This window comes from Novosphingobium nitrogenifigens DSM 19370 (genome assembly GCF_000192575.1).
In the GTDB taxonomy this organism is placed as follows: domain Bacteria; phylum Pseudomonadota; class Alphaproteobacteria; order Sphingomonadales; family Sphingomonadaceae; genus Novosphingobium; species Novosphingobium nitrogenifigens.
The window spans coordinates 585,929-608,309 of sequence record NZ_GL876926.1 but is presented as its reverse complement, the minus strand read 5'-3'; the positions used below and the strand labels follow the sequence as shown (position 1 = coordinate 608,309).

The 22,381-nt window shown below is 63.8% G+C and carries 21 protein-coding genes; 14 read left to right on the top strand and 7 right to left on the bottom strand.

Annotated features, from left to right (window positions below):
• Positions 1–137 precede the first annotated feature (137 nt).
• Together accB and accC are read left to right on the top strand one after the other, a co-directional pair.
• Complete coding sequence (accB, locus tag Y88_RS03075; protein WP_008066205.1) at positions 138–641, top strand: acetyl-CoA carboxylase biotin carboxyl carrier protein; 504 nt, start codon at positions 138–140, stop codon at positions 639–641.
• A gap of 26 nt (positions 642–667) precedes the next feature.
• Entirely contained in the window at positions 668–2,023 is a 1,356-nt protein-coding gene (accC, locus tag Y88_RS03070; RefSeq protein WP_018075426.1) for an acetyl-CoA carboxylase biotin carboxylase subunit, read from the top strand.
• Between the two features lie 127 nt (positions 2,024–2,150).
• Here the strand turns inward: accC and acpA are convergent, their stop codons facing one another.
• Genes acpA through rsmI form a run of 4 tightly spaced genes read right to left on the bottom strand, consistent with a single transcriptional unit; the run spans position 2,151 to position 6,097 of the window.
• Entirely contained in the window at positions 2,151–3,842 is a 1,692-nt protein-coding gene (acpA, locus tag Y88_RS03065; RefSeq protein WP_008066203.1) for an acid phosphatase, read from the bottom strand.
• Positions 3,839–4,801: a glutathione synthase gene (gene gshB, locus Y88_RS03060; RefSeq protein WP_008066202.1), complete on the bottom strand. Its 963-nt coding sequence runs from the start codon at positions 4,799–4,801 to the stop codon at positions 3,839–3,841. The genes acpA and gshB overlap by 4 nt, the downstream gene beginning before the upstream one ends.
• 34 nt (positions 4,802–4,835) lie before the next feature.
• Entirely contained in the window at positions 4,836–5,213 is a 378-nt protein-coding gene (locus Y88_RS03055; protein ID WP_018075427.1) for a YraN family protein, read from the bottom strand.
• Positions 5,210–6,097, bottom strand: coding sequence for a 16S rRNA (cytidine(1402)-2'-O)-methyltransferase (gene rsmI, locus Y88_RS03050; protein WP_008066195.1), 888 nt, complete (start codon positions 6,095–6,097; stop codon positions 5,210–5,212). Before rsmI ends, Y88_RS03055 begins: the two co-directional genes overlap by 4 nt.
• 55 nt (positions 6,098–6,152) lie before the next feature.
• Between rsmI and Y88_RS03045 the strand changes: the two genes are divergently transcribed.
• The 3 genes from Y88_RS03045 (at position 6,153) to Y88_RS03035 (ending at position 10,294) form a co-directional block, all read left to right on the top strand.
• Positions 6,153–7,283 carry a penicillin-binding protein activator gene (locus tag Y88_RS03045; RefSeq protein WP_008066189.1) on the top strand — a complete coding sequence of 377 codons (1,131 nt, stop codon included), beginning with the start codon at positions 6,153–6,155 and terminating at the stop codon, positions 7,281–7,283.
• Between the two features lie 113 nt (positions 7,284–7,396).
• Positions 7,397–9,409 (top strand): DNA topoisomerase IV subunit B, encoded by a 2,013-nt coding sequence (parE, locus tag Y88_RS03040; protein WP_008066179.1) that lies wholly within the window; start codon positions 7,397–7,399, stop codon positions 9,407–9,409.
• Positions 9,410–9,670: 261 nt separating this feature from the next.
• Complete coding sequence (locus tag Y88_RS03035) at positions 9,671–10,294, top strand: hypothetical protein (protein ID WP_008066177.1); 624 nt, start codon at positions 9,671–9,673, stop codon at positions 10,292–10,294.
• A 90-nt stretch (positions 10,295–10,384) separates the two neighbouring features.
• Here the strand turns inward: Y88_RS03035 and Y88_RS03030 are convergent, their stop codons facing one another.
• Positions 10,385–11,146, bottom strand: a complete 762-nt coding sequence (locus Y88_RS03030) for a hypothetical protein (RefSeq protein ID WP_008066176.1) — start codon at positions 11,144–11,146, stop codon at positions 10,385–10,387.
• A gap of 194 nt (positions 11,147–11,340) precedes the next feature.
• On the opposite strand from Y88_RS03030, the gene Y88_RS03025 reads away from it, so the two are divergent.
• The 4 genes from Y88_RS03025 (at position 11,341) to Y88_RS03010 (ending at position 15,280) form a co-directional block, all read left to right on the top strand.
• Positions 11,341–12,183: an AAA family ATPase gene (locus tag Y88_RS03025; RefSeq protein ID WP_008066173.1), complete on the top strand. Its 843-nt coding sequence runs from the start codon at positions 11,341–11,343 to the stop codon at positions 12,181–12,183.
• 13 nt (positions 12,184–12,196) lie between these two features.
• Positions 12,197–12,625, top strand: coding sequence for a GFA family protein (locus Y88_RS03020; protein WP_008066168.1), 429 nt, complete (start codon positions 12,197–12,199; stop codon positions 12,623–12,625).
• A gap of 7 nt (positions 12,626–12,632) precedes the next feature.
• Positions 12,633–13,814 carry a vWA domain-containing protein gene (locus Y88_RS03015; RefSeq protein ID WP_008066167.1) on the top strand — a complete coding sequence of 394 codons (1,182 nt, stop codon included), beginning with the start codon at positions 12,633–12,635 and terminating at the stop codon, positions 13,812–13,814.
• 140 nt (positions 13,815–13,954) lie between these two features.
• The gene (locus tag Y88_RS03010) at positions 13,955–15,280 is read left to right on the top strand and encodes an MFS transporter (RefSeq protein ID WP_008066166.1); all 1,326 of its coding nucleotides are present in this window, start codon (positions 13,955–13,957) and stop codon (positions 15,278–15,280) included.
• A gap of 15 nt (positions 15,281–15,295) precedes the next feature.
• On the opposite strand, the gene Y88_RS03005 is transcribed toward Y88_RS03010, so the two are convergent.
• Together Y88_RS03005 and Y88_RS03000 are read right to left on the bottom strand one after the other, a co-directional pair.
• Entirely contained in the window at positions 15,296–16,513 is a 1,218-nt protein-coding gene (locus Y88_RS03005; protein WP_008066165.1) for an exo-beta-N-acetylmuramidase NamZ family protein, read from the bottom strand.
• A complete protein-coding gene (locus tag Y88_RS03000) occupies positions 16,510–17,043 on the bottom strand; it encodes a DOMON-like domain-containing protein (RefSeq protein ID WP_008066158.1) in 534 nt (177 codons plus the stop codon). The genes Y88_RS03005 and Y88_RS03000 overlap by 4 nt, the downstream gene beginning before the upstream one ends.
• Before the next feature lie 219 nt (positions 17,044–17,262).
• Here Y88_RS03000 and tyrS point away from each other — a divergent pair, with 219 nt between their 5' ends.
• From tyrS to Y88_RS02975, 5 genes are all read left to right on the top strand, one after another.
• The gene (tyrS, locus tag Y88_RS02995; RefSeq protein WP_008066157.1) at positions 17,263–18,492 is read left to right on the top strand and encodes a tyrosine--tRNA ligase; all 1,230 of its coding nucleotides are present in this window, start codon (positions 17,263–17,265) and stop codon (positions 18,490–18,492) included.
• Positions 18,493–18,719: 227 nt separating this feature from the next.
• Complete coding sequence (locus tag Y88_RS02990; RefSeq protein WP_008066155.1) at positions 18,720–19,058, top strand: hypothetical protein; 339 nt, start codon at positions 18,720–18,722, stop codon at positions 19,056–19,058.
• A gap of 150 nt (positions 19,059–19,208) precedes the next feature.
• Complete coding sequence (locus Y88_RS02985) at positions 19,209–20,522, top strand: MFS transporter (protein ID WP_018075429.1); 1,314 nt, start codon at positions 19,209–19,211, stop codon at positions 20,520–20,522.
• 76 nt (positions 20,523–20,598) lie between these two features.
• Positions 20,599–21,516: a cysteine synthase A gene (cysK, locus tag Y88_RS02980; protein WP_008066152.1), complete on the top strand. Its 918-nt coding sequence runs from the start codon at positions 20,599–20,601 to the stop codon at positions 21,514–21,516.
• A complete protein-coding gene (locus tag Y88_RS02975) occupies positions 21,513–22,223 on the top strand; it encodes a dienelactone hydrolase family protein (RefSeq protein WP_008066150.1) in 711 nt (236 codons plus the stop codon). Before cysK ends, Y88_RS02975 begins: the two co-directional genes overlap by 4 nt.
• The last annotated feature ends 158 nt before the right edge of the window (positions 22,224–22,381 follow it).

Here is a 22,381-nt window from a genome sequence, read left to right as displayed (position 1 = left end):
GGGAAACGGGCCCGTCGGACCGGGGGTTTTCCACCGCCGCGACACTAGCCCCAAAGCACAAGCCTCTTGCCAGAGGGGCAGAGCAAGGGCATGGCGCGGCGCTACCCCAGGATTTATCCCCGCGAGGAATACGACAAATGGCGCAAAACCGCGGCGCGAACAACGAAGCACCCGCCACCAAGGCAATGGCCGTCGACAGCGCACTGGTGCGCGAACTGGCCGAACTGCTCGCCGAAACCGGCCTGAGCGAAATCGAAGTGGAAGACGGCGCGCGCAAGATCCGCGTGGCCCGCACGCTGACTGCGGCACCTGTCGCGGCGGTTGCGGCCCCGATGGCAGTCGCCGCGCCTGCGCCGGTCGCAGCCCCGGCTACCGCTCCCGCCGCTGCGGCTCCTGCTGCAGATCTGGCCGGTGCGGTCCGCTCGCCGATGGTCGGCACGGCCTATCTCGCCCCCGAACCCGGCGCTGCCGATTTCATCAGCGTGGGCAAGACCGTGAAGGCCGGTGAAACCCTGCTGATCGTCGAAGCGATGAAGGTTATGAACGCCATCACCGCCCCGACCGCAGGCACCGTCAAGGCGATCCTCGTCGAAAACGCCCAGCCGGTCGAATACGACCAGCCGCTGGTCGTGATCGGTTGATCGCGGAAGAACCAGGACATCCGCTGATGGCCATCAAGCGCCTGCTCATTGCCAATCGCGGCGAAATCGCGCTGCGCATCCATCGTGCCGCGCGCGAAATGGGGATCGAAACCGTTGCGGTGCACTCCACCGCCGACGCCGACGCCATGCATGTGCGCCTTGCCGACCATGCGGTCTGCATCGGCCCGCCCGCCGCGAAGGACAGCTACCTCAACATCGCGGCAATCATTTCCGCGGCCGAAATCACCCAGGCCGACGCGATCCACCCGGGCTATGGCTTCCTTTCGGAAAACGCCAAGTTCGCCGAGATCGTCGAAGCGCACGGCATCACCTGGATCGGCCCCAAGCCGGAACACATCCGCACGATGGGCGACAAAGTCGAAGCCAAGCGCACGGCCGGAAAGCTCGGCCTGCCGCTGGTACCCGGCTCTGACGGTGCGATCGAGGACCCCGAAGTCGCAGCCAGGATCGCCGAAGAAATCGGCTATCCGGTGATCATCAAGGCCGCTTCGGGCGGCGGTGGTCGCGGGATGAAAGTCTGCAACGGCCCCGACGAACTCGAACGGCTGATGCAGCAGGCAGGCAACGAAGCCAAGGCGGCCTTCGGCGATGCCACCGTCTATCTGGAAAAGTATCTGGGCAATCCGCGCCACATCGAATTCCAGATTTTCGGCGACGGCAACGGCAAGGCGATCCATCTGGGCGAACGCGACTGTTCGCTCCAGCGCCGCCACCAGAAAGTCCTCGAAGAAGCACCCTCGCCGGTCATTTCGTCCGAGGAACGCGAACGCATGGGCGGCATCGTGTCCAAGGCCATGGCCGACATGGGCTATCGCGGTGCGGGCACGATCGAGTTCCTGTGGGAAAACGGCGAGTTCTATTTCATCGAAATGAACACCCGTCTTCAGGTCGAACACCCGGTGACCGAAGCGATCACCGGCGTCGATCTGGTCCGCGAACAGATCCGCATCGCCGACGGCCGCCCGCTGTCGGTCACGCAGGATGAAATCGAGTTCAAGGGCCACGCGATCGAATGCCGCATCAATGCGGAAGATCCGTTCAACTTCACCCCTTCGCCGGGGCTGGTGACGACCTATCACGCCTCGGGCGGGATGCATGTCCGCGTCGATTCCGGGCTTTATGCGGGATACCGCATTCCGCCCTATTACGATTCGATGATCGCCAAGCTGATCGTCTATGGTCGCACCCGTGAAGGCTGCATCATGCGGCTCAAGCGCGCGCTCGAGGAAATGGTGATCGAAGGGGTCAAGACCTCGATCCCGCTGCATCAGCGCCTGCTCGAAGATCCGGTGTTCCTGAACGGCGATTATTCGATCAAGTATCTCGAACAGTGGCTGGCAGGCGAAACGCCCGCCGAGTAATACCAACCTGCGATGAGTTCATCTCATTGCAGGTCCGTATAACGGCTCGTCAGCTTTGAAAAGAAAAGGCCCCGTCCACCACATGGACGGGGCCTTTTTCGTTCCAACGTGCTCATTCGCAGCCTGTTCAGCCCAGATCGAGCGCCTCAGTGAGATCGCCCGGTGCCGGACCACCTGCCGCGACCATCGACCGCTCGCGCAGGGCAAGACCGTCGAGCTTTTCCAGCCCGAACCGGCGCGTGATGAAGCGCGCAATCGAGCCGGTGTCGTACGTCGTGTGATCGACGTGCCCCTTCTTTGCATGGGGGCTGATCACCAGAGCGGGAACGCGCGTGCCCGGTCCCCAGCGATCCCCCTCGGGCGGGGCGACGTGGTCCCACCATCCGCCGTTTTCGTCGAAAGTGATGACGATCATCATCCGGTCCCATTGCGGACCATTGCGCAAAGCATCGACGACAGCAGCGATATGGCGGTCCCCCGAATCGACGTCGGAATAGCCCGCATGCATGTTGAGATTGCCCTGCGGCTTGTAGAACGTGACCGGCGGCAGCTTTCCGGTTTCCACGTCCGCAAGGAAGTGGTTGGTCCGCGCATTGTCGCCGAGGCCCGCATCGCGCAAATGCCTTGCCCGCGCTTCCCGGTCGGGACCCAATGCGGCGAAATAATTGAACGGCTGGTGATGATACTGGAAATTGGGATTGGGCGGAAACTGCCCGTCGTCCCCGGCACCTTGCACCGCGATCTGCCAGCCGCCCGCATACCACGCCCAATCGACCCCGGCCTTGTCGAGCTTGCTGCCGATGGTGTCGTGATGTTGCGGAACCAGATTGATCGCACGCCGGGCGTCGGCCCAGCCCGGCTTTGCCGGATCGGGATAAGGCGAAGGCACGAACGGCGGCAGCATGGTGTTGACCGCGTGAAAGTCGGGATAACCCGGCGCGGGCGGCGCGATCTGGCTCGCGACGAAGTCGGCCGGGCTGTCGATCGCGCTGGGCTTCGTCGTAGCTTCCCGCTTCAACCGGATACCGCCCGGACCGTCTTCAAGCTGCGCGATCATGTCGCGGGCAATGCTGCGGTCGGCATGGGGATAGACCGGCGGCTGTGCGGCGATCAGATACTGATGATTGAGGAACGACCCCCCGAACGCTCCCATGAAAAAACGGTCGCACAGCGTAAATTCGCGCGCCAGTTGCCACAGGCGAAGATCGCGCCGGGTCTGCGCATAATGCCCCATGACAAGGCCGCCGCTGTCCCCCCAAGCCACGAACATGTCGTTCGCGCCGCCATTGATCTGCAACTGGTTTTCATAGAACTGGTGAACCAGATCGCGCGTCACGAGGCCTGTCGGCAGCGGATCGCCCGCCGGGGTGGACAGCGCAAAGGGACCGTTCGGGATCTTCGGCAGATCGGCCTGACCGATCTTGTGAGCGCGATGCTCGACCACCTGCTCGACCGGGACCATGCCGTCCCAGACCGGCGGCAAGTGCGGCAGGATCGATCCATCGCGATCCCGCTGGCGGGCCCGCTCGGGCGGGACCGAGGAAAGCGGTTCGGCAAGTCCGGGGAAGTCGGCGAACAGGCAATTGAAACTGCGGTTTTCCGCAAAGATCACCACGACCGTGTCGATTTCGGCGCGAAGGGCATTGTCCACATCCCTGCGAACAGGCTTCTCCGCAGACTTGCCCACAGGGGCCGCATCCGCGACGCCGCCCGCCATGGCCGCCCCCAACCCGACAGCCAGACTGCCGAGAAAATCGCGCCGATCGGTCTTGATCGAGTTCCCGCCCTTGGCCGGATCAGACTTGCCGTCCTCGCTCATCCCTTGGCCCCGAGACGGCGCTCGATCGCATCCCAGATCGCCCCGCCGGTGTCGGTGCCGTCGAACTTCTCGATGGCGACAAGCCCGGTCGGCGAGGTCACGTTGATTTCGGTCAGCCACTTGCCGCCGATCACGTCGATGCCGACGAAGACCAGCCCAAGCCGCTTGAGTTCAGGCCCCAGCGCCTCGCAGATTTCCGCTTCCCGCTCGGTCAGGCCGGTCTTTTCGGCATAACCACCCACGGCAAGGTTCGACCGGAATTCCCCCTCGCCCGGCTTGCGGTTGATCGCGCCGAGCACTTCGCCATCGACCAGAACGATGCGCTTGTCCCCTTCGGCAACTTCGGGAAGGAAAGGCTGAACCATGAAGGGCTCGGGCCAGACCTGCCCGAACAGCTCGGCCAGAGCCGAAAGGTTCCCGCCATCGGCCTCGATCCGGAAAACCGCCTTGCCGCCATTGCCGTGAAGAGGCTTCACCACCACCGGCACCGTGCCCATTTCCTTTTGGAAAGCGCGGACATCGGCAGCCGAGCGCGTGATCAACGTCGGCGGCATGAAGCGCGCGTAGTCGAGCACATAGACTTTCTCGGGCGAATTGCGCACCGAGCGCGGATCGTTGACCACCAGCGTTTCGCCTTCCAGCCGCTCGAGCAGGTGGGTCGCGGTGATATAGCCCAGATCGAATGGCGGGTCCTGGCGCATCAGCACGACGTCGGCATCGCTGCCGAGGTCGATCTTGCGCATCTCGCCCAGTTCGTAATGGTCCCCGGCGACGCGCTGCACCTTGACCGGAGCGGCGTCGGCCGTCACCCGCCCCGCCTGCCAGCCGAGCGACTTGACGTCGTAATAGAACAGTTCATGCCCCCGCGCCTGTGCTGCCAGCATCAGGTGAAAGGAGGAATCCCCGGCGATGTTGATCGAGGCGAGCGGGTCCATCTGAACCGCGACGCGAATGGCCATGACGTTAAGAATCCTTGAGCGAAAGCAACTGATTTCAAGGTTGCCAGACATGGGTGATGTGGCGCGGCCAATGCCATGGCGCAAGCAGTATCGCGTCGATGCGCGTCACATCGTCGGGCCGGGCAAAGCGATGGACCATCGCCTGCGCCGCGCGCGCCACCCGGCGCAGGCGTTGTTCGTCGAGCGCCTGATCGAGCGAGCGCACATCGCTCCGCCATTTGACTTCGACAAAGGCGACGGTCCGCCCCCGTCGCACGACAAGGTCGACCTCGCCCACGCCCCGTCCCTGTCCGACCCGCTGTCGCCGGGCGAGCACGCGCCATCCCTTGCACTGCAGATAGAACGCCGCGAGGCCTTCGCCCTTGTGCCCCTTCCGATCAGCAGTGCTGCGGTTCCGGCCACCTCGGTTCATGGAAGCGAAAGCGCGCGGGCGTAGAGATCCTTCCGGTCGAGGCCGAATGCGCGGGCGACTTCTTTGGCCGCCTGCGACGGCGGCAAGCGGGTCAAGGCTTCGCGCAGAGCGGTCTCGACGGTATCCTCGTCGGGCGCCTCGGGCGCCTGGGGCGGCCCTGCGAGAACGACGATCTCGCCCTTGGGTGGATGGGAACGGTAATGATCGGCAAGATCGGCAGCACTGCCGCTACGGCATTCCTCGAAAAGTTTGGTCAGTTCGCGCGCGACGGCAATCTCCCGTCCGGGCAGGTGAACGGCCATGGCATCGAGCGTGTCGGCAAGGCGCGGCCCGGTATCATAGAAGACGAGTGTTGCGGGAACCGCAGCCAATTCCGCCAGCGTGTCCGCCCGCGCCTTTTCCTTGGCGGGCAGAAACCCGGCAAACATGAAACGATCGGTCGGAAGCCCGGCGAGCGTCAGCGCGGTGATGACTGCGCTCGGCCCCGGAAGGCTTGTCACAGCAATCCCTTCGGCACGGGCAGCGCGGACCAGGCGATACCCCGGATCGGAAATGAGCGGCGTTCCGGCATCCGACACGAGCGCGACCGGCTCGCTGCGCATGAGTTCGAGCAAGCCATCGCGCGCAGAAGCATCGGCATGGTCGTCATAGCGCCGCATCGGCTTGCGAATGCCCAGATGCGAAAGCAGCTTGCCCGTGACGCGGGTATCCTCGCAGGCTATGACCGAGACAGCACCGAGCACATCGATCGCACGGCGGGTCATGTCACCAAGATTGCCAATCGGAGTTGCGACTATATAGAGCCCGGGGGCGAGCGAATTGGTTTCCATCGGTTCAGCATGGACCGATGCATGGGAATGAGGCAAGCGGATGATGAGCGACATGGACAACCGTCGCAGGCCCCAGGGCACTGACACCACCAGGACCCGCAGGACCGGGATGGCGCGGAGGTTTGTCGTTGCCGGCACGCTCGCGCTGCTCGCAGGCTGCGCCGTGGTCCCCAAGCCCAAGGCGCCCCCGCCCGTGCAGCGGCCCACCGAGACTGCGCCCGACGCCAATGTCCTGCCCAGCGACAGCAATCGCCATCGCATCGCACTGCTCGTCCCGATGAGCGGCGCCAATGCCCTTGTCGGACAGGCGCTGGCCAATGCGACCACGCTGGCCCTGCTTGACACCAATGCGCAAAACCTGCGCATCACGACCTACGACACGATGACCGGTGCGGGCGCTGCAGCCTCGCGCGCGATCGCGGACGGCAACAAGCTCATCCTCGGCCCGCTTTCGGCCGAGGACGTCAGCGCGGTTGCCGCCATCGCGCGTCCGGCCCACGTGCCGATGATCACGTATTCCAATGATCCGGCAGTCGCCGCCCGCGATGTGCTGGTCATGGGGCAGATCCCCGGCCAGTCGGTCGCTCGCGTCGTGAATTACGCCCGCGCCCACGGCGTCACCGCAATCGGTGCGCTCATTCCGGCAGGAACCTATGGCCAACGGGTGGCACTCGCCTTCAACAGCGCCGCACGCACGGCCGGTGTCCGCATCACCGACATCGAAACGTACCAACGCACCAACACTTCGGTCGGCAGCGCGATCCGCCGGGTCAAGGCCAAGGGCCAGGTCGACGCCATTCTCGTCGCCGACGGTCCGCGTATCGCCTTGCTCGCGGCCCCGTTTGCCCATGGTGTGCGCCTTCTGGGGACCGAACTCTGGGCCGGTGACGGCGCGGTCGCGCGAACGCCGGCCATGCGCGGCAGCTGGTTCGCGACGATTTCCGATCAGCGTTACGGGCAGTTCGAGCGGTCCTATCGCAACCGCTTTGGCGCCAATCCGCCGCGCATCGCGACGCTGGGATACGATTCCGTGCTGTTGACGCTCAATGTCGCGCGGGCGTGGAAGCCCGAGACAGTGTTCCCGACCGCTCGCCTGTTCGATCCCGACGGCTTCATCGGCATCGACGGCGTGTTCCGCTTCAACGACTTCGGCGTCGCCGAACGGGCGATGGAAGTGCGCGAAGTGGGAACCGGCACGTTCGTGACGGTCAGCCCTGCCCCGCAACGCCTGTCGAATTAAGGACCAAGGGGCGCGCCACGAAAGGCTGCGCCCCGTAAATGGCCGCAAAAAGGTCGGGATAAGGACCAACGACGCCTTGCGCCGGGATTCCCGGTTCCGCTATGTCCTTGTCCATGGCCGATGACCTGTTCGACAAAGAGCCCGGTTCGCCTGCGGCGGAAAGCTACGACGGCTCCGCCATCGAAGTCCTCGAAGGACTCGAACCGGTCCGTCGCCGCCCCGGCATGTATATCGGCGGCACCGATGAACGCGCGCTCCACCATCTCGTTGCCGAAGTGCTCGACAACGCCATGGACGAAGCGGTCGCCGGTCACGCCAACCGCATCGAAATCACGCTGGAGGAAGAGCCCGGCACCCCCGGACGCATCACCATCAGCGACAACGGCCGCGGCATCCCGGTCGATGAACACCCCAAGTATCCCGGCAAATCCGCGCTGGAAGTGATCCTGACCACGCTCCATTCGGGCGGCAAGTTTTCGGGCAAGGCCTATGCCACCTCCGGCGGTCTTCACGGCGTCGGCATTTCGGTGGTCAATGCGCTTTCGGTCCTGACCCGCGTCGAAGTCGCGCGGAACAAGGAACTCTATGCGCAGGAATTTTCACGCGGGCTGGCACAGGCTCCGCTCGCCCGGATCGGCAATGCCCCCAATCGGCGCGGGACGACCGTTACCTTCGTGCCCGACACCGAAATCTTCGGCGCCGACGCGCGGTTCAAGCCTGCACGCCTGTTCCGTCTCGCACGCTCCAAGGCCTATCTTTACGCCGGGGTCGAGATCCGCTGGAAATGTTCAGCCTCGCTTGCCGGAGACGATGTCCCGGCCGAAGCGACGTTCCAGTTTCCCGGCGGCCTTGCCGATCACCTTGCCGAACAGGTCTCGGGGCGCGAATGCGTCACCACGATGCCCTTTGCCGGACGGCAGGATTTCCCGCACGGTCCCGATGGACAGGAAATGGGCCGCGTCGAATGGGCGATCGCCTGGCCTTTGTGGTCAGACGGATCGTACAGCTATTACTGCAATACCATCCCGACCCCTGACGGTGGCACCCATGAACAGGGGCTGCGCGCGGCTCTGACCCGCGGCATTCGCGCGTTCGGCGAATTGATCGGCCAGAAAAAGGCCAAGGACATCGCGCCCGAGGACATGATCACCGGCAGCGAAGTCATGCTGTCGGTCTTCATCCGCGATCCCCAGTTCCAGAGCCAGACCAAGGACCGCCTGACCAGCCCGGAAGCCGCGCGCCTGGTCGAAGCGGCCGTACGCGACCATTTCGATCACTTCCTCACCGACAACATGGATCGCGGCAAGGCGCTGCTCGGTGCGGTGATGGAACGCATGGACGAGCGCCTGCGCCGCAAGGCCGAGCGCGAGGTCAAGCGCAAGACCGCGACCAATGCGCGCAAGCTGCGCCTGCCCGGAAAGCTGACCGACTGTTCGGGCGAAGGCAGCGGCGAGACTGAACTCTTCATCGTCGAAGGCGACAGCGCAGGCGGCAGTGCCAAGCAGGCCCGCGACCGCAAGACCCAGGCGATCCTGCCGATTCGCGGCAAGATCCTGAACGTCGCGTCGGCCACCGCCGACAAGATCCGCGCCAATCAGGAAATCGCCGACCTCGGTCTTGCCCTCGGTTGCGGCACGCGCAAGGATTGCAACGCCGACGCCCTGCGTTACGACCGCATCATCATCATGACCGACGCGGACGTCGACGGCGCCCATATCGCGACCTTGCTGATGACGTTCTTCTTTCAGGAAATGCCCGAAGTCGTCCGGCGCGGGCACCTCTATCTCGCGCAGCCGCCGCTCTATCGCCTGACCTCGGGTTCGACGAGCGCCTATGCCCGGGACGATGCTCATCGCGCGGAACTCGAAACCCGCATGTTCAAGGGCAAGAAAGTCGAAGTCTCGCGCTTCAAGGGGCTGGGGGAAATGAACCCGCAGCAATTGCGGGAAACGACGATGAGTCCGGCCTCCCGTTCGTTGATCCGCATCACCCTGCCCACCGAGCACGAGCAGCGCCACGCGGTCAAGGATCTGGTCGACCGCCTGATGGGACGCAATCCCGAGCATCGCTTCATGTTCATCCAGAACCGCGCCGCCGACATCGATCCGGAAATGATCGACGCCTGAGCCCTCCGTTCCGTAATGAATGCACGTTCAAGAGGAACAGGAGAAAAATCGGTCCAGAACAGCTCTGAATCCCGAAAAAAGCTATTCTATTCCGACATTTTTTTCCGCCATATAGAAATGCGGGCGTGAACTATCACACCTTGCAAAGATCGATTTGAAAGTGGGGACTACGGAAGAACCGGCGATCTCCTTGGATGCGCGGTTCCTCCACACACATGCTGGATTGCGACAGCCGCCGAGCTCGTCGCAAGGGGGACAAAAATGCGTGTAAATTATCGTCTCGTTCAGCTGGCGGCAACGCTGGCGTTGTTCTCGACGCCTGCGTTGGCCAGCGTCGACAAACCCGAAGCCATCACGGTTCCGGCGGCACCTGCCGGAAAGGCGGAAGTGGTATTCTTTCGCGCCGGCGGATTTGCCGGCTCAGCGGTTAGCTGTGCGGTCAAGGAAGGTAAAACCAAGATCAGTTCGCTGCCGCCGGGCCGCTTCTTCATCATGGTCGCGGAACCGGGCAAGCACACGTACAACTCGTCGAGCTCGTCGGACGAAGGAATCTTCCTGACACTCAAGCCCGGCGACGTACAATATGTTCGCTGCACCATCCATGCCGGCTTCTGGGCAGGGAAGGGCTCGCTCGACCTCGCCAAGGAAGACGAGTTCACTTCCAAACTCTGGAAAACGGTAGAACCCTCCCGTATTACCGGTGGTACTGTCCTGAGCGACGAGCAAATCAAGGCGGCCAATGCAGCCCAGACTGCGTCCACGCCGCAAGCCACCGCTACGACCGCAGTCCCCAGCGCGACGCCGCTTGCCGCGTCGGAGACTCCTGCAACAACGCCCGCCCCGGCCGCAGTGCCTGCCGGTACGACGACAGCCTCACACCCCTGAGTCATGGGGATCTGGGCTGGCCGGTTTCACGCCGACCAGCCCAGCTTTCATCACTCTCCCATGGGATGACCCTGCCGCCGGTCGCGGCACTTACCCGTCGTCGTCCCGACGGTGCTTGTCGAAGTCGAAGTGGATCCGCACCCAGGTGCCGACCAACGACTTTCCGTCCACACGCGGGGGGCGGACGAGGAATTGCCAGGCTGCTTCGCGCAGGACGCGGGCCATGCCCGATCCGCGCGGTTGCTCGTCGAGTTCGTGGCAATCCTCGACGTGATAGTCCTGAATGGTGCGGCACGCGATTTCCGCCCAGCGCCCGGTCGACTGCCCCGGCCGCATATAGCCCTGGATTTCGGCATCGCGCGGCTCGTGATACCATTGCGCGCTATAGAGATGCGCCCCACCCGGACCTTCGCCACCGGCATTGCCTCCGCCGCCTGCGCTTGCATCGCTTTTCCCGGTCGACGGCGCGGAATGGATATTGCTGATGTCGGCTGCCGCAAGGTCAGCGTGGCTCATGTGCACGAAGCCTTCGGGCCACTCGACCTTGTGATCGTTGGGGATCTCCACCCGCGGCGGCAGCTTTGGCGGTGCGGTCGCGACCTGTTGCTGATGTGGCGACGTCGCGGATTTCGCCGCCTGATGGGCCTGCTTGGGCGTGGGCGTTTTCTCACCGGGCGGCGGCGACAGGTTGATCGCGCTCAGGATCGCCCCACCGGTCCGCCCTTCATCACGCATCGCCGCCATCGACAGCAGCGCCAGCAACAACAACGCACAAATCGCCCCCGAAAGCACGAAAGCAATGAAGCGCGACTGCGGCGGCGCACCACTGTACCGGCTTCGTCCGGCGTCCATGAAAGGGGGAGGAGCCTCTGCGTGTTCCATCTCTGGCCAAAACGTATCTGAACGCGGTCCCCTTTGCACCCAGTGCCGCGAGGACCGTCGACATGCAACCGTTTTCCCATACCATTTGACGATGCACGCCCCCTTGCTCATCGCGCGCAAGGGCGATAGCGTTAATCACTTGGTTAAACGAAGCAGGACAGCCCATGCGTTTTGAAGGCACCAGCAATTACGTCGCCACCGAAGATCTCAAAGTCGCGGTCAATGCTGCGGTGCTGTTGCGCCGTCCCTTGCTGGTGAAAGGCGAACCGGGCACCGGCAAGACCGTCCTTGCCCATGAAATCGCAAAAGCCGTCGGCGCCCCCCTGATCGAATGGAACGTCAAGTCGACGACCAAGGCGCAACAGGGCCTGTATGAATACGACGCGGTTGCCCGCCTGCGCGATGGTCAGCTCGGCGACGAACGGGTCCACGACATCGCCAATTACATCAAGAAGGGCAAGTTGTGGGAAGCCTTCACCGCGCCCACCCTGCCCGTTCTCCTCATCGACGAGATCGACAAGGCCGACATCGAGTTTCCCAACGACCTGTTGCAGGAACTCGATCGCATGAGCTTCGACGTCTACGAGACGCAGGAACGCATCGCCGCGCGCGAGCGTCCGATCGTGGTCATCACCTCGAACAATGAAAAGGAGCTGCCCGACGCATTCCTGCGCCGCTGCTTTTTCCATTATATCAAGTTCCCGGACCGCGAGACGATGCAGTCGATCATCGACGTGCATTTCCCCGGCATCCAGAAAACGCTCGTCGCCCGCGCGCTTGAGGTCTTCTATGAAGTGCGCGACGTTCCCGGCCTCAAGAAGAAGCCCAGCACGTCCGAATTGCTCGACTGGCTCAAGCTCCTGCTCAACGAGGACATGCCGCTCGACGTTCTCCAGAATCGCGATCCGACCAAGGCGATCCCCCCGCTTCACGGTGCCTTGCTGAAAAACGAACAGGACATCATGCTGTTCGAACGGCTTGCCTTCATGGCACGCCGGGGAAGCTGACGGAGAAAAAGCGATGTCCTATACCGGGCGCTGCGAATGCGGTGCGATCACGCTGGCGATCGGGGCCGCCCCCCTAGCCACGCGCCAATGCTGGTGCCGCCAGTGCCAGACGCTGGCCGCAGGTAGTCCGACCAACAACGCGATCTTTCCGGCCGAAGCGGTCGCGATCGACGGTCCGCTTGCCTCCTCGACCTGGACGGCTGCGAGCGGTAACACGTTGACGTTCCATTTCTGCCCTGCCTGCGGGACGCAGGTCTATGCGCAAAGCTCGGCCCGTCCGCACATGAAGACAGTCCGGTTCGGCGTCATCGACCAGCCGCATGACCTTGCCCCGCAAGCCATAATCTGGACGCAGGATGCGCCGGGCTGGGCCGTGTTCGACCCCGCGCTCGAACGCCATCCGCGCCAGCCTGCACCTCCACCATCCCCGCCACAGGACTGACCCGGTCATGTTCTTCAATTTCGTCGACGAACTGCGCGCGGCCGGGATCCAGGCCAGTTTCAAGGAGCATCTCGTGCTCCTCGAAGCGCTCGACAAGCAAGTGATCGAACAGACGCCCGAGGCGTTCTATTACCTGTCGCGCGCCACCTTCGTGAAGGACGAAGGCCTGCTCGATCGCTTCGACCAGGTATTCAACCGCGTGTTCAAGGGGGTTCTTGCCAATTACGGCCAGAACCCCGTCGAAGTTCCCGAAGACTGGCTCAAGGCGATTGCGGAAAAGTTCCTGACCGAAGAGGAAATGGCCGCGATCAAGTCGCTGGGATCGTGGGACGAGATCATGGAGACGCTCAAAAAGCGTCTGGAGGAACAGGAAGGCCGTCACCAAGGCGGCAACAAGTGGATCGGCACCGGCGGAACCAGCCCCTTCGGCAATTCGGGCTACAATCCCGAAGGCGTGCGCATCGGCGGGGAAAGCCGTCACAAACGCGCGATCAAGGTTTGGGAAAAGCGCGAATTCCAGAATCTCGACAACACGCGCGAGCTGGGCACCCGCAACATCAAGGTCGCCTTGCGCCGCCTGCGTCGCTTTGCTCGCGAAGGGGCTGCCGACGAACTCGATCTCGACGCCACGATCGAGGGAACCGCGCGGCAGGGCTGGCTCGACATCCGCATGCGCCCGGAACGCCACAACGCGGTCAAGCTGCTGCTGTTTCTCGACGTCGGCGGATCGATGGACCCGTTCATCAAGCTGGTCGAGGAACTGTTCAGCGCCGCGACCGCCGAGTTCAAGAATCTGGAATTCTTCTATTTCCACAACTGCCTTTACGAAGGCGTGTGGAAGGACAACCGGCGCCGCTGGTCCGAGCGGACGCATACCTGGGACATCCTTCACAGGTACGGTCACGACTACAAGGTGATCTTCGTCGGCGACGCCGCGATGAGCCCTTATGAAATCACCCATCCGGGCGGATCGGTCGAACATTTCAACGAAGAGGCCGGGGCCGTGTGGATGAACCGCGTAGCCCAGACTTATCCCGCGACCGTCTGGCTCAATCCGGTTCCCGAAAAGCAATGGGGCTATTCGCAATCGACACGCATGATCCGCGATCTCGTCGGCGGATCGATGCACCCCCTCTCGCTGCAGGGGCTCGACAACGCCATGCGCGAACTGACCCGCAAGAAGGGGTGATGCCGGCACGCACCCCCGGAAGGGCACCCTCGCGCGAAGGATCAAAAAGGGCGATCCGGCCCGCTTGACCTTGGTGGCAAGCGGCCGATTATTGCCCGACTTCGGGCGGCCCCTTCCCGGCCGCCCGCGAAAGGATCCGCATGGCCACGACCGCGCAGCATGACCCCCGCATAGCCCGCAGGGCCATCATCGCCGCGACCACAGGCAATGCGCTGGAATTCTACGACTTCGTCACATACGCCTATTTCGCGATCCAGATCGGGCGCGCCTTCTTCCCCTCGAACAACGGCTTTCTCAGCCTCATGGCCTCTCTCGCGACATTCGGCGCGGGGTTCGTCGCACGGCCCGTCGGCGCCTGGGTAATCGGCGGCTATGCCGACCGCCATGGCCGCAAGAAGGCGATGTTCCTGTCGATGACGATGATGGGCATGGGGATCATCACGCTCGCCCTGACGCCCGGTTATGCCACGATCGGGATCGCGGCCCCGATCATCGCGATTACCGCGCGCCTGTGCCAGGGCTTCGCGCTTGGCGGCGAAGTCGGCGCCGCAACGACCTACATGCTCGAAGCCGTCCCCCCGCATCGGCGCGGCTGGGCCTCCAGTTGGCAGAATTCGAGCCAGATGCTGGCCTTCACCGCAGGCGCGCTGGTCGGCTTCCTGCTCTCTCTGGTCATGAACGAGGACCAGCTCGGCAGCTATGGCTGGCGCATCGCCCTCTTGATCGGCACGTCGATCATGCCCTTTGCACTGGCGATCCGTTCCACTTTGCCCGAATTCCCCGGACACCATGACGAACCGTTGAGCGAGGCGGAAGAAATCACCGCCACGCCCAAGGGCTTCGTCCGCATCGCCATTCTGGGCATGCTGATGATCGGATCGGGGACGACCGTCACCTACATCTTCCTCTACATGGCAACGTACGCGCAAAACACGCTGCACATGCCCGCCTGGGTCGGCATGGCGGGCGATCTTGCCAACAATGGCGCAGGGCTGGTGACGGCGATCGTCGGCGGATGGCTGAGCGACAAGGTCGGACGGCGACCGGCAATGATCTGGCCCCAGCTTGCCTTTCTCATCCTGATCATGCCGTTGTTTTCGTGGTTCCTTGCTGCGCCGACACCGGCCGGGTTCATGGTCGTTAACGTGATCCTGTCCGGGCTCGGCACGATGCCGTTTTCCGCCGCGTTCACCTCGGTCAGCGAAAGCATGCCGCGCAAGATGCGCTCACGCGCCTTTGCCGTCGTCTACACCATTCCGGTCATGGTCATGGGAAGCACGACCCAACTGGTCCTGACCTGGTTGCTCAAGATCACCGGCCAGCCGATCGTCCTGGCATGGTATCTTGCCGCCATTGCCGTCGTCGGCCTCGTCGCCATGGCGCTGATGCCTGAAAGCGCACCGCATTGCATCCGCCGACAGAGCAGCAAGGCACGCGCGCTGGCGACCGGACCGGCCGCCAGCTAAGCTCCAAACGAAACGTCAGTACAGGCGGAAAGCCCGGCTTTCCTCGATCCAGGCCGCTTCGTCGGGAGTGGCCAGCGCATCGAGATCGCCGGGCTGCGCGGCGGCATCGTCCACCCATTCGCGCAACGACGGACCGCCGTTGATGACATCGATGGCCAGACGGTCGAGCACGTATTCGTAGGGAAAATCGCGCCAGATCGGATAGTCGGGGTATAGCCCCCGGATCGCCTTGAACGCCAGCGCCTGCAACCGCCACGGGCGAAAAGCATGGTGATCGTACCAAGGGCCTTCGGCATGGATCATCAGCCCGTTGCAGGCCTGATGAACATGTTTGTGAAAGGTCGGCTCGAACCAGCATTCGCGCAAGGCGCAGCCCGCGATCCATTCCGGTGCCAATCGCACCATCTCGGCATGCACGTCGCGCGCGGAAAGATCGGGCGCGCCGAACAGCACTTCGAGCGGGCGCGTCGTCCCGCGCCCTTCGGACAGTGTCGTCCCTTCGAGCATGACGGTCCCGGCATAGGCGCGCGCCATGTTGAGGCTTGCTGCATTGGGTGAAGGATTGATCCAGATCCGGCTTTCCGGCCAACCGGAACCGGGTCCTTGCTCGGGCGTCCAGCCCTCCATCGCGATCACGCGATAATCGACGTCGAGCTTGAAATGCTCGACGAACCAGCGCCCCATTTCGCCCAGAGTCATGCCGTAGCGCATCGGGATAGGCCCGGCCCCGACGAAGCTTTCATGCCCGGCGACAAGCGTCGTTCCCTCAACCGGGCGTCCGGCCGGATTGGGGCGATCGAGAACCCAGACCGCCTTGCCCGTGCCCGATGCCGCTTCGAGAAGGTAAAGCAGCGTAGTCAGGAACGTGTAGATGCGGCAGCCCAGGTCCTGAAGATCGAACAGGAACACGTCGGCATGATCCATCATCGCCGCCGTCGGGCGCCGCACTTCGCCGTAAAGACTGAAGACCGGAATGCCGTGGTCGGGATCGATGAAATCCGCGCTTTCGACCATGTTGTCCTGCTTGTCGCCCTTGAGCCCGTGCTGGGGCCCGAAAGCGGCCGTCAGGTTCACTTCGTCGAGCGCCGCCAGCGCATCGAGCGAATGGACGAGATCGGCCGTCAGCGACGCGGGGTGAGCCACCAGAGCCACCCGCTTGCCGATAAGCGGCTTGCGCAGTTGGGGATCGGCAAGCAGCCGGTCGATGCCGAAGCGGACAGTCGCGAAAGTCATGCCTTGCCCGGTGCCGCAAGGCTTGCCGCGAAGCAAGCGCGATCGTGGAAATCGGGCCGTTCGCCGCCATGGGCAAGAGCCCAGTAGGATTTGACGCCCCCTTCCTCTTCGAGCACCGCCGTCAACCCATACCGCCAGGGCAGAGGCGGCAATGTCGCTGTCGGGATCGCCACATCGAGGAACAGCACATCCCCGCCCCGGCGCGGCGTCACGACCGGCGGGCGCGCCATCGCCCGGTCGACCTGCCCTGCGCGATAGCCGGTAAAATCATAGGCGGCCCAGCGTTCGGACGGCGAGAAATTGAACTCGGCATAGCCTTCCCCTTCTCCGCCGACGAACAATTCGAAACATGTCGCCTGCCAAAGGCCATCCTGCCGCGCACGTCCTGCGAACGGCGGCACGATCACGGCGGCGGCACCATCGACTTTCCAGCGCAACACGCACCAGTCGCGATCGAACGACATGATCCGCGCAGCAACATCACGCGCGCGCAACGGCGGAAAGGCCGGATGAAAGGCAAGCTCGAACATTTCCAACCGCGACACTCCATGCTAGGCGCAGGCCATTAAAAGTCTGGTTCAAAATCCGCCCCTCGGCGGATTTTGGAGGCGGCACCGGCCCTCTCCCCCACCCGACTGCCCAAATACCATACACTTGCGTGGGTGGTCGGGTGGAGGAGAGGGCCGGTGCCGCCCATTGAACATCCCGCATTGCCGGACTGTTCAATCAGACACCAAGGGAAGGCAGTCATGAGCGAATACAAGTCCGATCTCCTCCGCCTGCTCGCAGAACGCGGGCATATCCACCAGTTGACCGACGCCGAAGGGCTCGACAAGCTGGCCTGCGAAGGGATCGTGGTCGCCTATAACGGCTATGACGCGACCGCGCCATCGCTGCACATCGGCAACCTCGCCTCGGTCATGCTGCTGCGCCGCCTGCAACAGGCCGGACACAAGCCGATTGCCCTGATGGGCGGCGGCACGACCAAGGTCGGCGACCCCAGCGGCAAGGACGAAAGCCGCAAACTGCTGACCCAGGACGCGATCGCCTCGAACATCGCTGGCATTTCGCAAGTCTTTCATCGCCTGCTCGATTTCAGCGACAGTCCGACCGGCGCCGTCATGGTCAACAATGACGAATGGCTCTCGACGCTGGGCTATATCGACCTGCTGCGCACGGTCGGGCCGCATTTCACGGTCAACCGCATGTTGACGTTCGATTCGGTCAAGCTGCGGCTCGAACGCGAACAGCCGCTGACGTTCCTCGAATTCAACTACATGATCCTTCAGGCCTACGATTTCCGCGAACTGGCGCTGCGTCATGGGTGCCGCCTCCAGCTCGGCGGATCGGACCAGTGGGGCAATATCGTCAACGGCATCGAACTGACCCGCCGCATGAACGGGATCGAACTGTTCGGCCTGACAACGCCGCTCCTGACCACGGCCGACGGCGCCAAGATGGGCAAGAGCGTCAACGGCGCCGTCTGGCTCAACGAGGAAATGCTGCCGAGCTACGATTTCTGGCAGTACTGGCGCAATGTCGACGACCGCGACGTGGTCCGCTTCCTCAAGCTGTTCACCGATCTTCCGCTCGATGAAATCGCCCGCCTCGAAGCCCTGCAAGGCAGCGAGATCAATGCGGCCAAGGTCGTCCTGGCGAACGAAGTCACCCGCCTCGTGCGTGGCGAAGAAGCCGCCCGTGCGGCTGAAACGACGGCGGCGGCGACCTTCGCCGGGGGCGGACTCGGACAGGATCTTCCCACGTTCGAAGTGGGCCCGGACGGCATCGGCATCATCGACGCGCTGATCGGCCTTGGATTTGCGGCGAGCCGTGGTGAAGCCAAGCGGCTCATTGCCGGAGGCGGCGCCCGTCTCGACGGCACCGCGATCACCGACGAGGCCTATCACATCACTCTCGCCAGCGGTGAGGCAAAGCTCTCGTCGGGCAAGAAAAAGCACGGAATTCTGCGCATTGCTTGACAGTCGGGGCCAAGTGCCCCGACAAATTCCGGTCACGCACCGCCCCCCGGTCCGCTCCGCCGCGACCATATCGTTGACGCAATCTTTCCGGCAAGTCCGTGCCGCGACCGGCACCATCTTTCCGTTGCTTTACGAAATGTAAGCCATTTCGGATCGATATTGGAGGCATCCCGGCACGGCGTTCGCGCTGCGGGATGCCCTGTCCACAATTGAACGAAAGGCGAGCGATGTCCGGCGGAGCGCAGCTTTCAGTCACCGATCAACGCCGTTCGACGCGGCACCCCGTTGATTTGCCCACGATTGCAGAACATCGTCGGCTCGGCGACGTTCTGCTTCAAATCGTCAACCTGTCAACGACAGGCTTCATGACACGCGGTCAGCTCGATCTTGGTCGCGGCGAACGCGTGACCATTCGTCTTCCCCAGATCGGACGGATCGAGGCTTTCCTCGTCTGGGCAGATCAGGACCGCGCCGGTTTCCAGTTCGAGCGGATCGTGCGGATGGATGACTTCACCAAGATGATCAAGGCGCTGCAGCCCAATCCCCGCCTGCGCCCCAACCGCTGACGCCGGACACATCAAAGCCGCGATCTTCGTCCCGCCAGCGGCCTTGCGGACACAAGGCCGGGTGGCCACACGGGCTTTAAATCAACTTTTTTTGTTGAGATTTCCCGCCTGAAACATTTTGTGCGCTTGGCAAGGGCCCGGCGCGCTGTCATGCCTCGCCACGTGACCGATTCTGCTGCCCCCCGCCCCAGTCAGGACCTGCCGGCCTCGCCGCTGGCAATTCCCGATTATCGCCGATACTGGCTCGCCCGTTTCACGTCGGTTTTTGCGACCAGCGGGATGGTCGTAGTTCTGGGCTACCAACTCTACGACATCGCGCGCGGCTCCTACGGCATGTCGATCAAGGCCGCCGCGTTTCAGCTCGGCGTGCTCGGTCTTGTCCAGTTCCTGCCGCAGATCCTGTTCGCGCCGATCGCGGGCGTGATTGCCGACCGGTTCGATCGCCGCAACGTGACCGCGCTTGCAACCATGATCGACCTCGTGATCGCGCTGGTTCTCACGGCGGCCACGGCCTTGGGGGCACTCAACCTGCCGCTCCTCTTCGCGCTGGGCGCCCTGCACGGAACCGCGCGCAGCTTCATCGGCCCGGCCCAATCCTCGATCGCGCCCAACATCGTGCCCGCGGCCCTGATGCCCCGCGCCATCGCGATCAGTTCGATGGCGTGGCAGACCGGCGCAGTCAGCGGTCCCGCGCTCGCGGGTATTCTCTTCGCGGTCATGCCCTCGCTGCCCTATGCGCTTTCGAGCGTCCTACTGGCGATCGCGACGATCAGCATCTTTCGCATTCGCCCGGTCCCGCCGCCGCCCGGCAATGCCGACACCCATCCCCTGCGCCAGATCGTCGAAGGCATGACCTATGTCGGCAGCGACCGGTTTCTGCTCGGCTGCGTGACGCTCGATCTCTTTGCCGTTCTCCTCGGCGGAGCGACTGCCCTGCTTCCGGTCTATGCGCGCGATATCCTGACTTGGCACGGACAGCCGGTCGGGTCCTATGGCCTCGGGATCATGCGCGCCATGCCCAGCCTTGGCGCAGCAGCCGTAGGCCTCGTCCTGGCGCGGCGCCCGATCGAACGCGAAGTCGGAGCCAAGATGCTCCTCGCCGTCGCGGCCTATGGCATCGCCACCGCAGCCTTTGGCCTTTCGCGCGATTTCATCCTTTCGCTCGGGCTTCTCGCGGCGCTCGGCGCGGCAGACATGATCTCCGTCTTCATCCGCAATGCGCTGGTCCAGTTGCACGTGCCCGATGCCCTGCGCGGTCGGGTCTCAGCGATTTCGGGCCTTGCCATTTCCGCGTCGAACGAACTGGGCGAAATGGAATCCGGGCTTGCCGCAGCCCTCCTCGGCGCGACCGGTGCTGTCGTCTTCGGCGGTGTGGGCGCGGTCGTCGTCACCGTGCTGTGGACGATCGGATTTCCCGAATTGCGGCGTGTGCGGACCTTTGCCGTCCGTTACGCCGACGAATGAACCCAAGCGCCCCGGCAATCATCCTGCCTTCGCGAACTTTAGTCGCCATTTTTTGAAGTCATAGGGAGCAAGTGACATGAAAGCGGACTCCGTACTGGCAACCATCGGCAAGACCCCGCACATCCGGCTGTCCCGCCTGTTTCCCGACCATGAAGTCTGGGTGAAGAGCGAACGCGGCAATCCCGGCGGATCAATCAAGGACCGCATCGCGCTAGCCATGATCGAAACGGCCGAAGCCGACGGCAGCCTGAAGCCGGGCGGCACCATCGTCGAGCCGACCTCGGGCAACACCGGCATCGGTCTCGCAATGGTCGCGGCGGTCAAGGGTTACAAGCTGATCCTCGTCATGCCCGAATCGATGTCGATCGAACGGCGCCGCCTGATGCTGGCCTATGGCGCCTCGTTCGACCTCACCCCGCGTGAAAAGGGAATGAAGGGCGCGATCGAGCGCGCTCGCCAACTGGTCGAGGAAATCCCGGGCGCGTGGATCCCGCAACAGTTCGAGAACCCGGCCAATGTCGCGGTTCACGTGCGCACCACTGCCGAAGAAATCCTCGCCGACTTTGCCGACACGCCGATCGACGTTCTGATCACCGGCGTCGGCACCGGCGGACACCTGACCGGCTGCGCCGAGCGGCTGAAGCAGTCGTGGCCGGGCCTCAAGGCCTGGGCAGTGGAACCCGCCCTGTCACCGGTCATTTCCGGCGGCCAGCCCGCACCCCACCCGATCCAGGGGATCGGCGCGGGCTTCATTCCCGGCAATCTCCACACTCAGTCGATCGAAGGCGCGATCCAGGTCGATGCGGGCGCTGCCAAGGACTGGGCACGTCGCTGCGCCACGACCGAAGGCCTGCTTGTCGGGATCAGCTCGGGCGCGACGCTGGCTGCCATTGCCCAGAAACTGCCCGAGCTTCCGGCTGGGAGCCGCGTGCTCGGCTTCAACTACGATACCGGCGAACGCTATCTGTCGGTGCCGGACTTCCTGCCGGAATGAGCGCGGTGAGCCTCGAACGCATCGCCTATACCGATAACGCGACGGCACTGACCGGGTGGCTTGCCCGCCCGGTCGGCGCTCCGCGCGGGGCGATCGTCCTCTTTCCGACGATCATGAACGTCAATGCGCCGATGGAACGCCGGGCAGCGATGCTCGCGGACGCCGGGCACCTTGTCCTCATTGCCGATTTCTATGGCGAACCGGTCCGCGACTTCGACCATGCCGTCGCCCTTGCAGGGATCCTGCGCGGCGATGTCGATGGCTATCGTCGCCGGATCGGCGCTGCCATTGCCACGCTGCGAGCCTTGGCCGGGGACGCAACGCTTGCCGCGATCGGCTATTGCATGGGTGGTCAGGCGGTGCTCGAAGCGGCTCGCGCGGGCGAGGATCTCGCGCTCGTCGCCAGTTTTCACGGTATCCTCTCGACCGGGCGCCCCGCCACGGCGGAAACCCCGATCGCGCCGCGCATCCTCGTCTGCCACGGCGACGCCGACCCGCTCGTCCCGCGCGAACAGGTGCTCGGCTTCTGGCAGGAAATGGATGCAGCCCAAGCCAACTGGCACTTCCATGCCTATAGCGGGGTCAAGCACGGCTTCACCGATCCCGGCAGCGACGCACGCGGCGTTCCGGCAATCGCCTATGACGCCAGCGCGGACCGGCAGTCCTGGGCCGCCCTGACCGGCCTTCTCGACGAAGTGCTGGCCTGATCGAGGTCGACGCGCCGTCCGGACGGGCATTCCGGGCGGCGCCGACCCGCAACGCGATTCAGGCCGTTTCCACGCCCCTCGTCCGCGACGAACAACGCGCGACGATGACGATCGACACCACCCCGACCACCGCCGAGACGGCACCGAACAGAAACGGC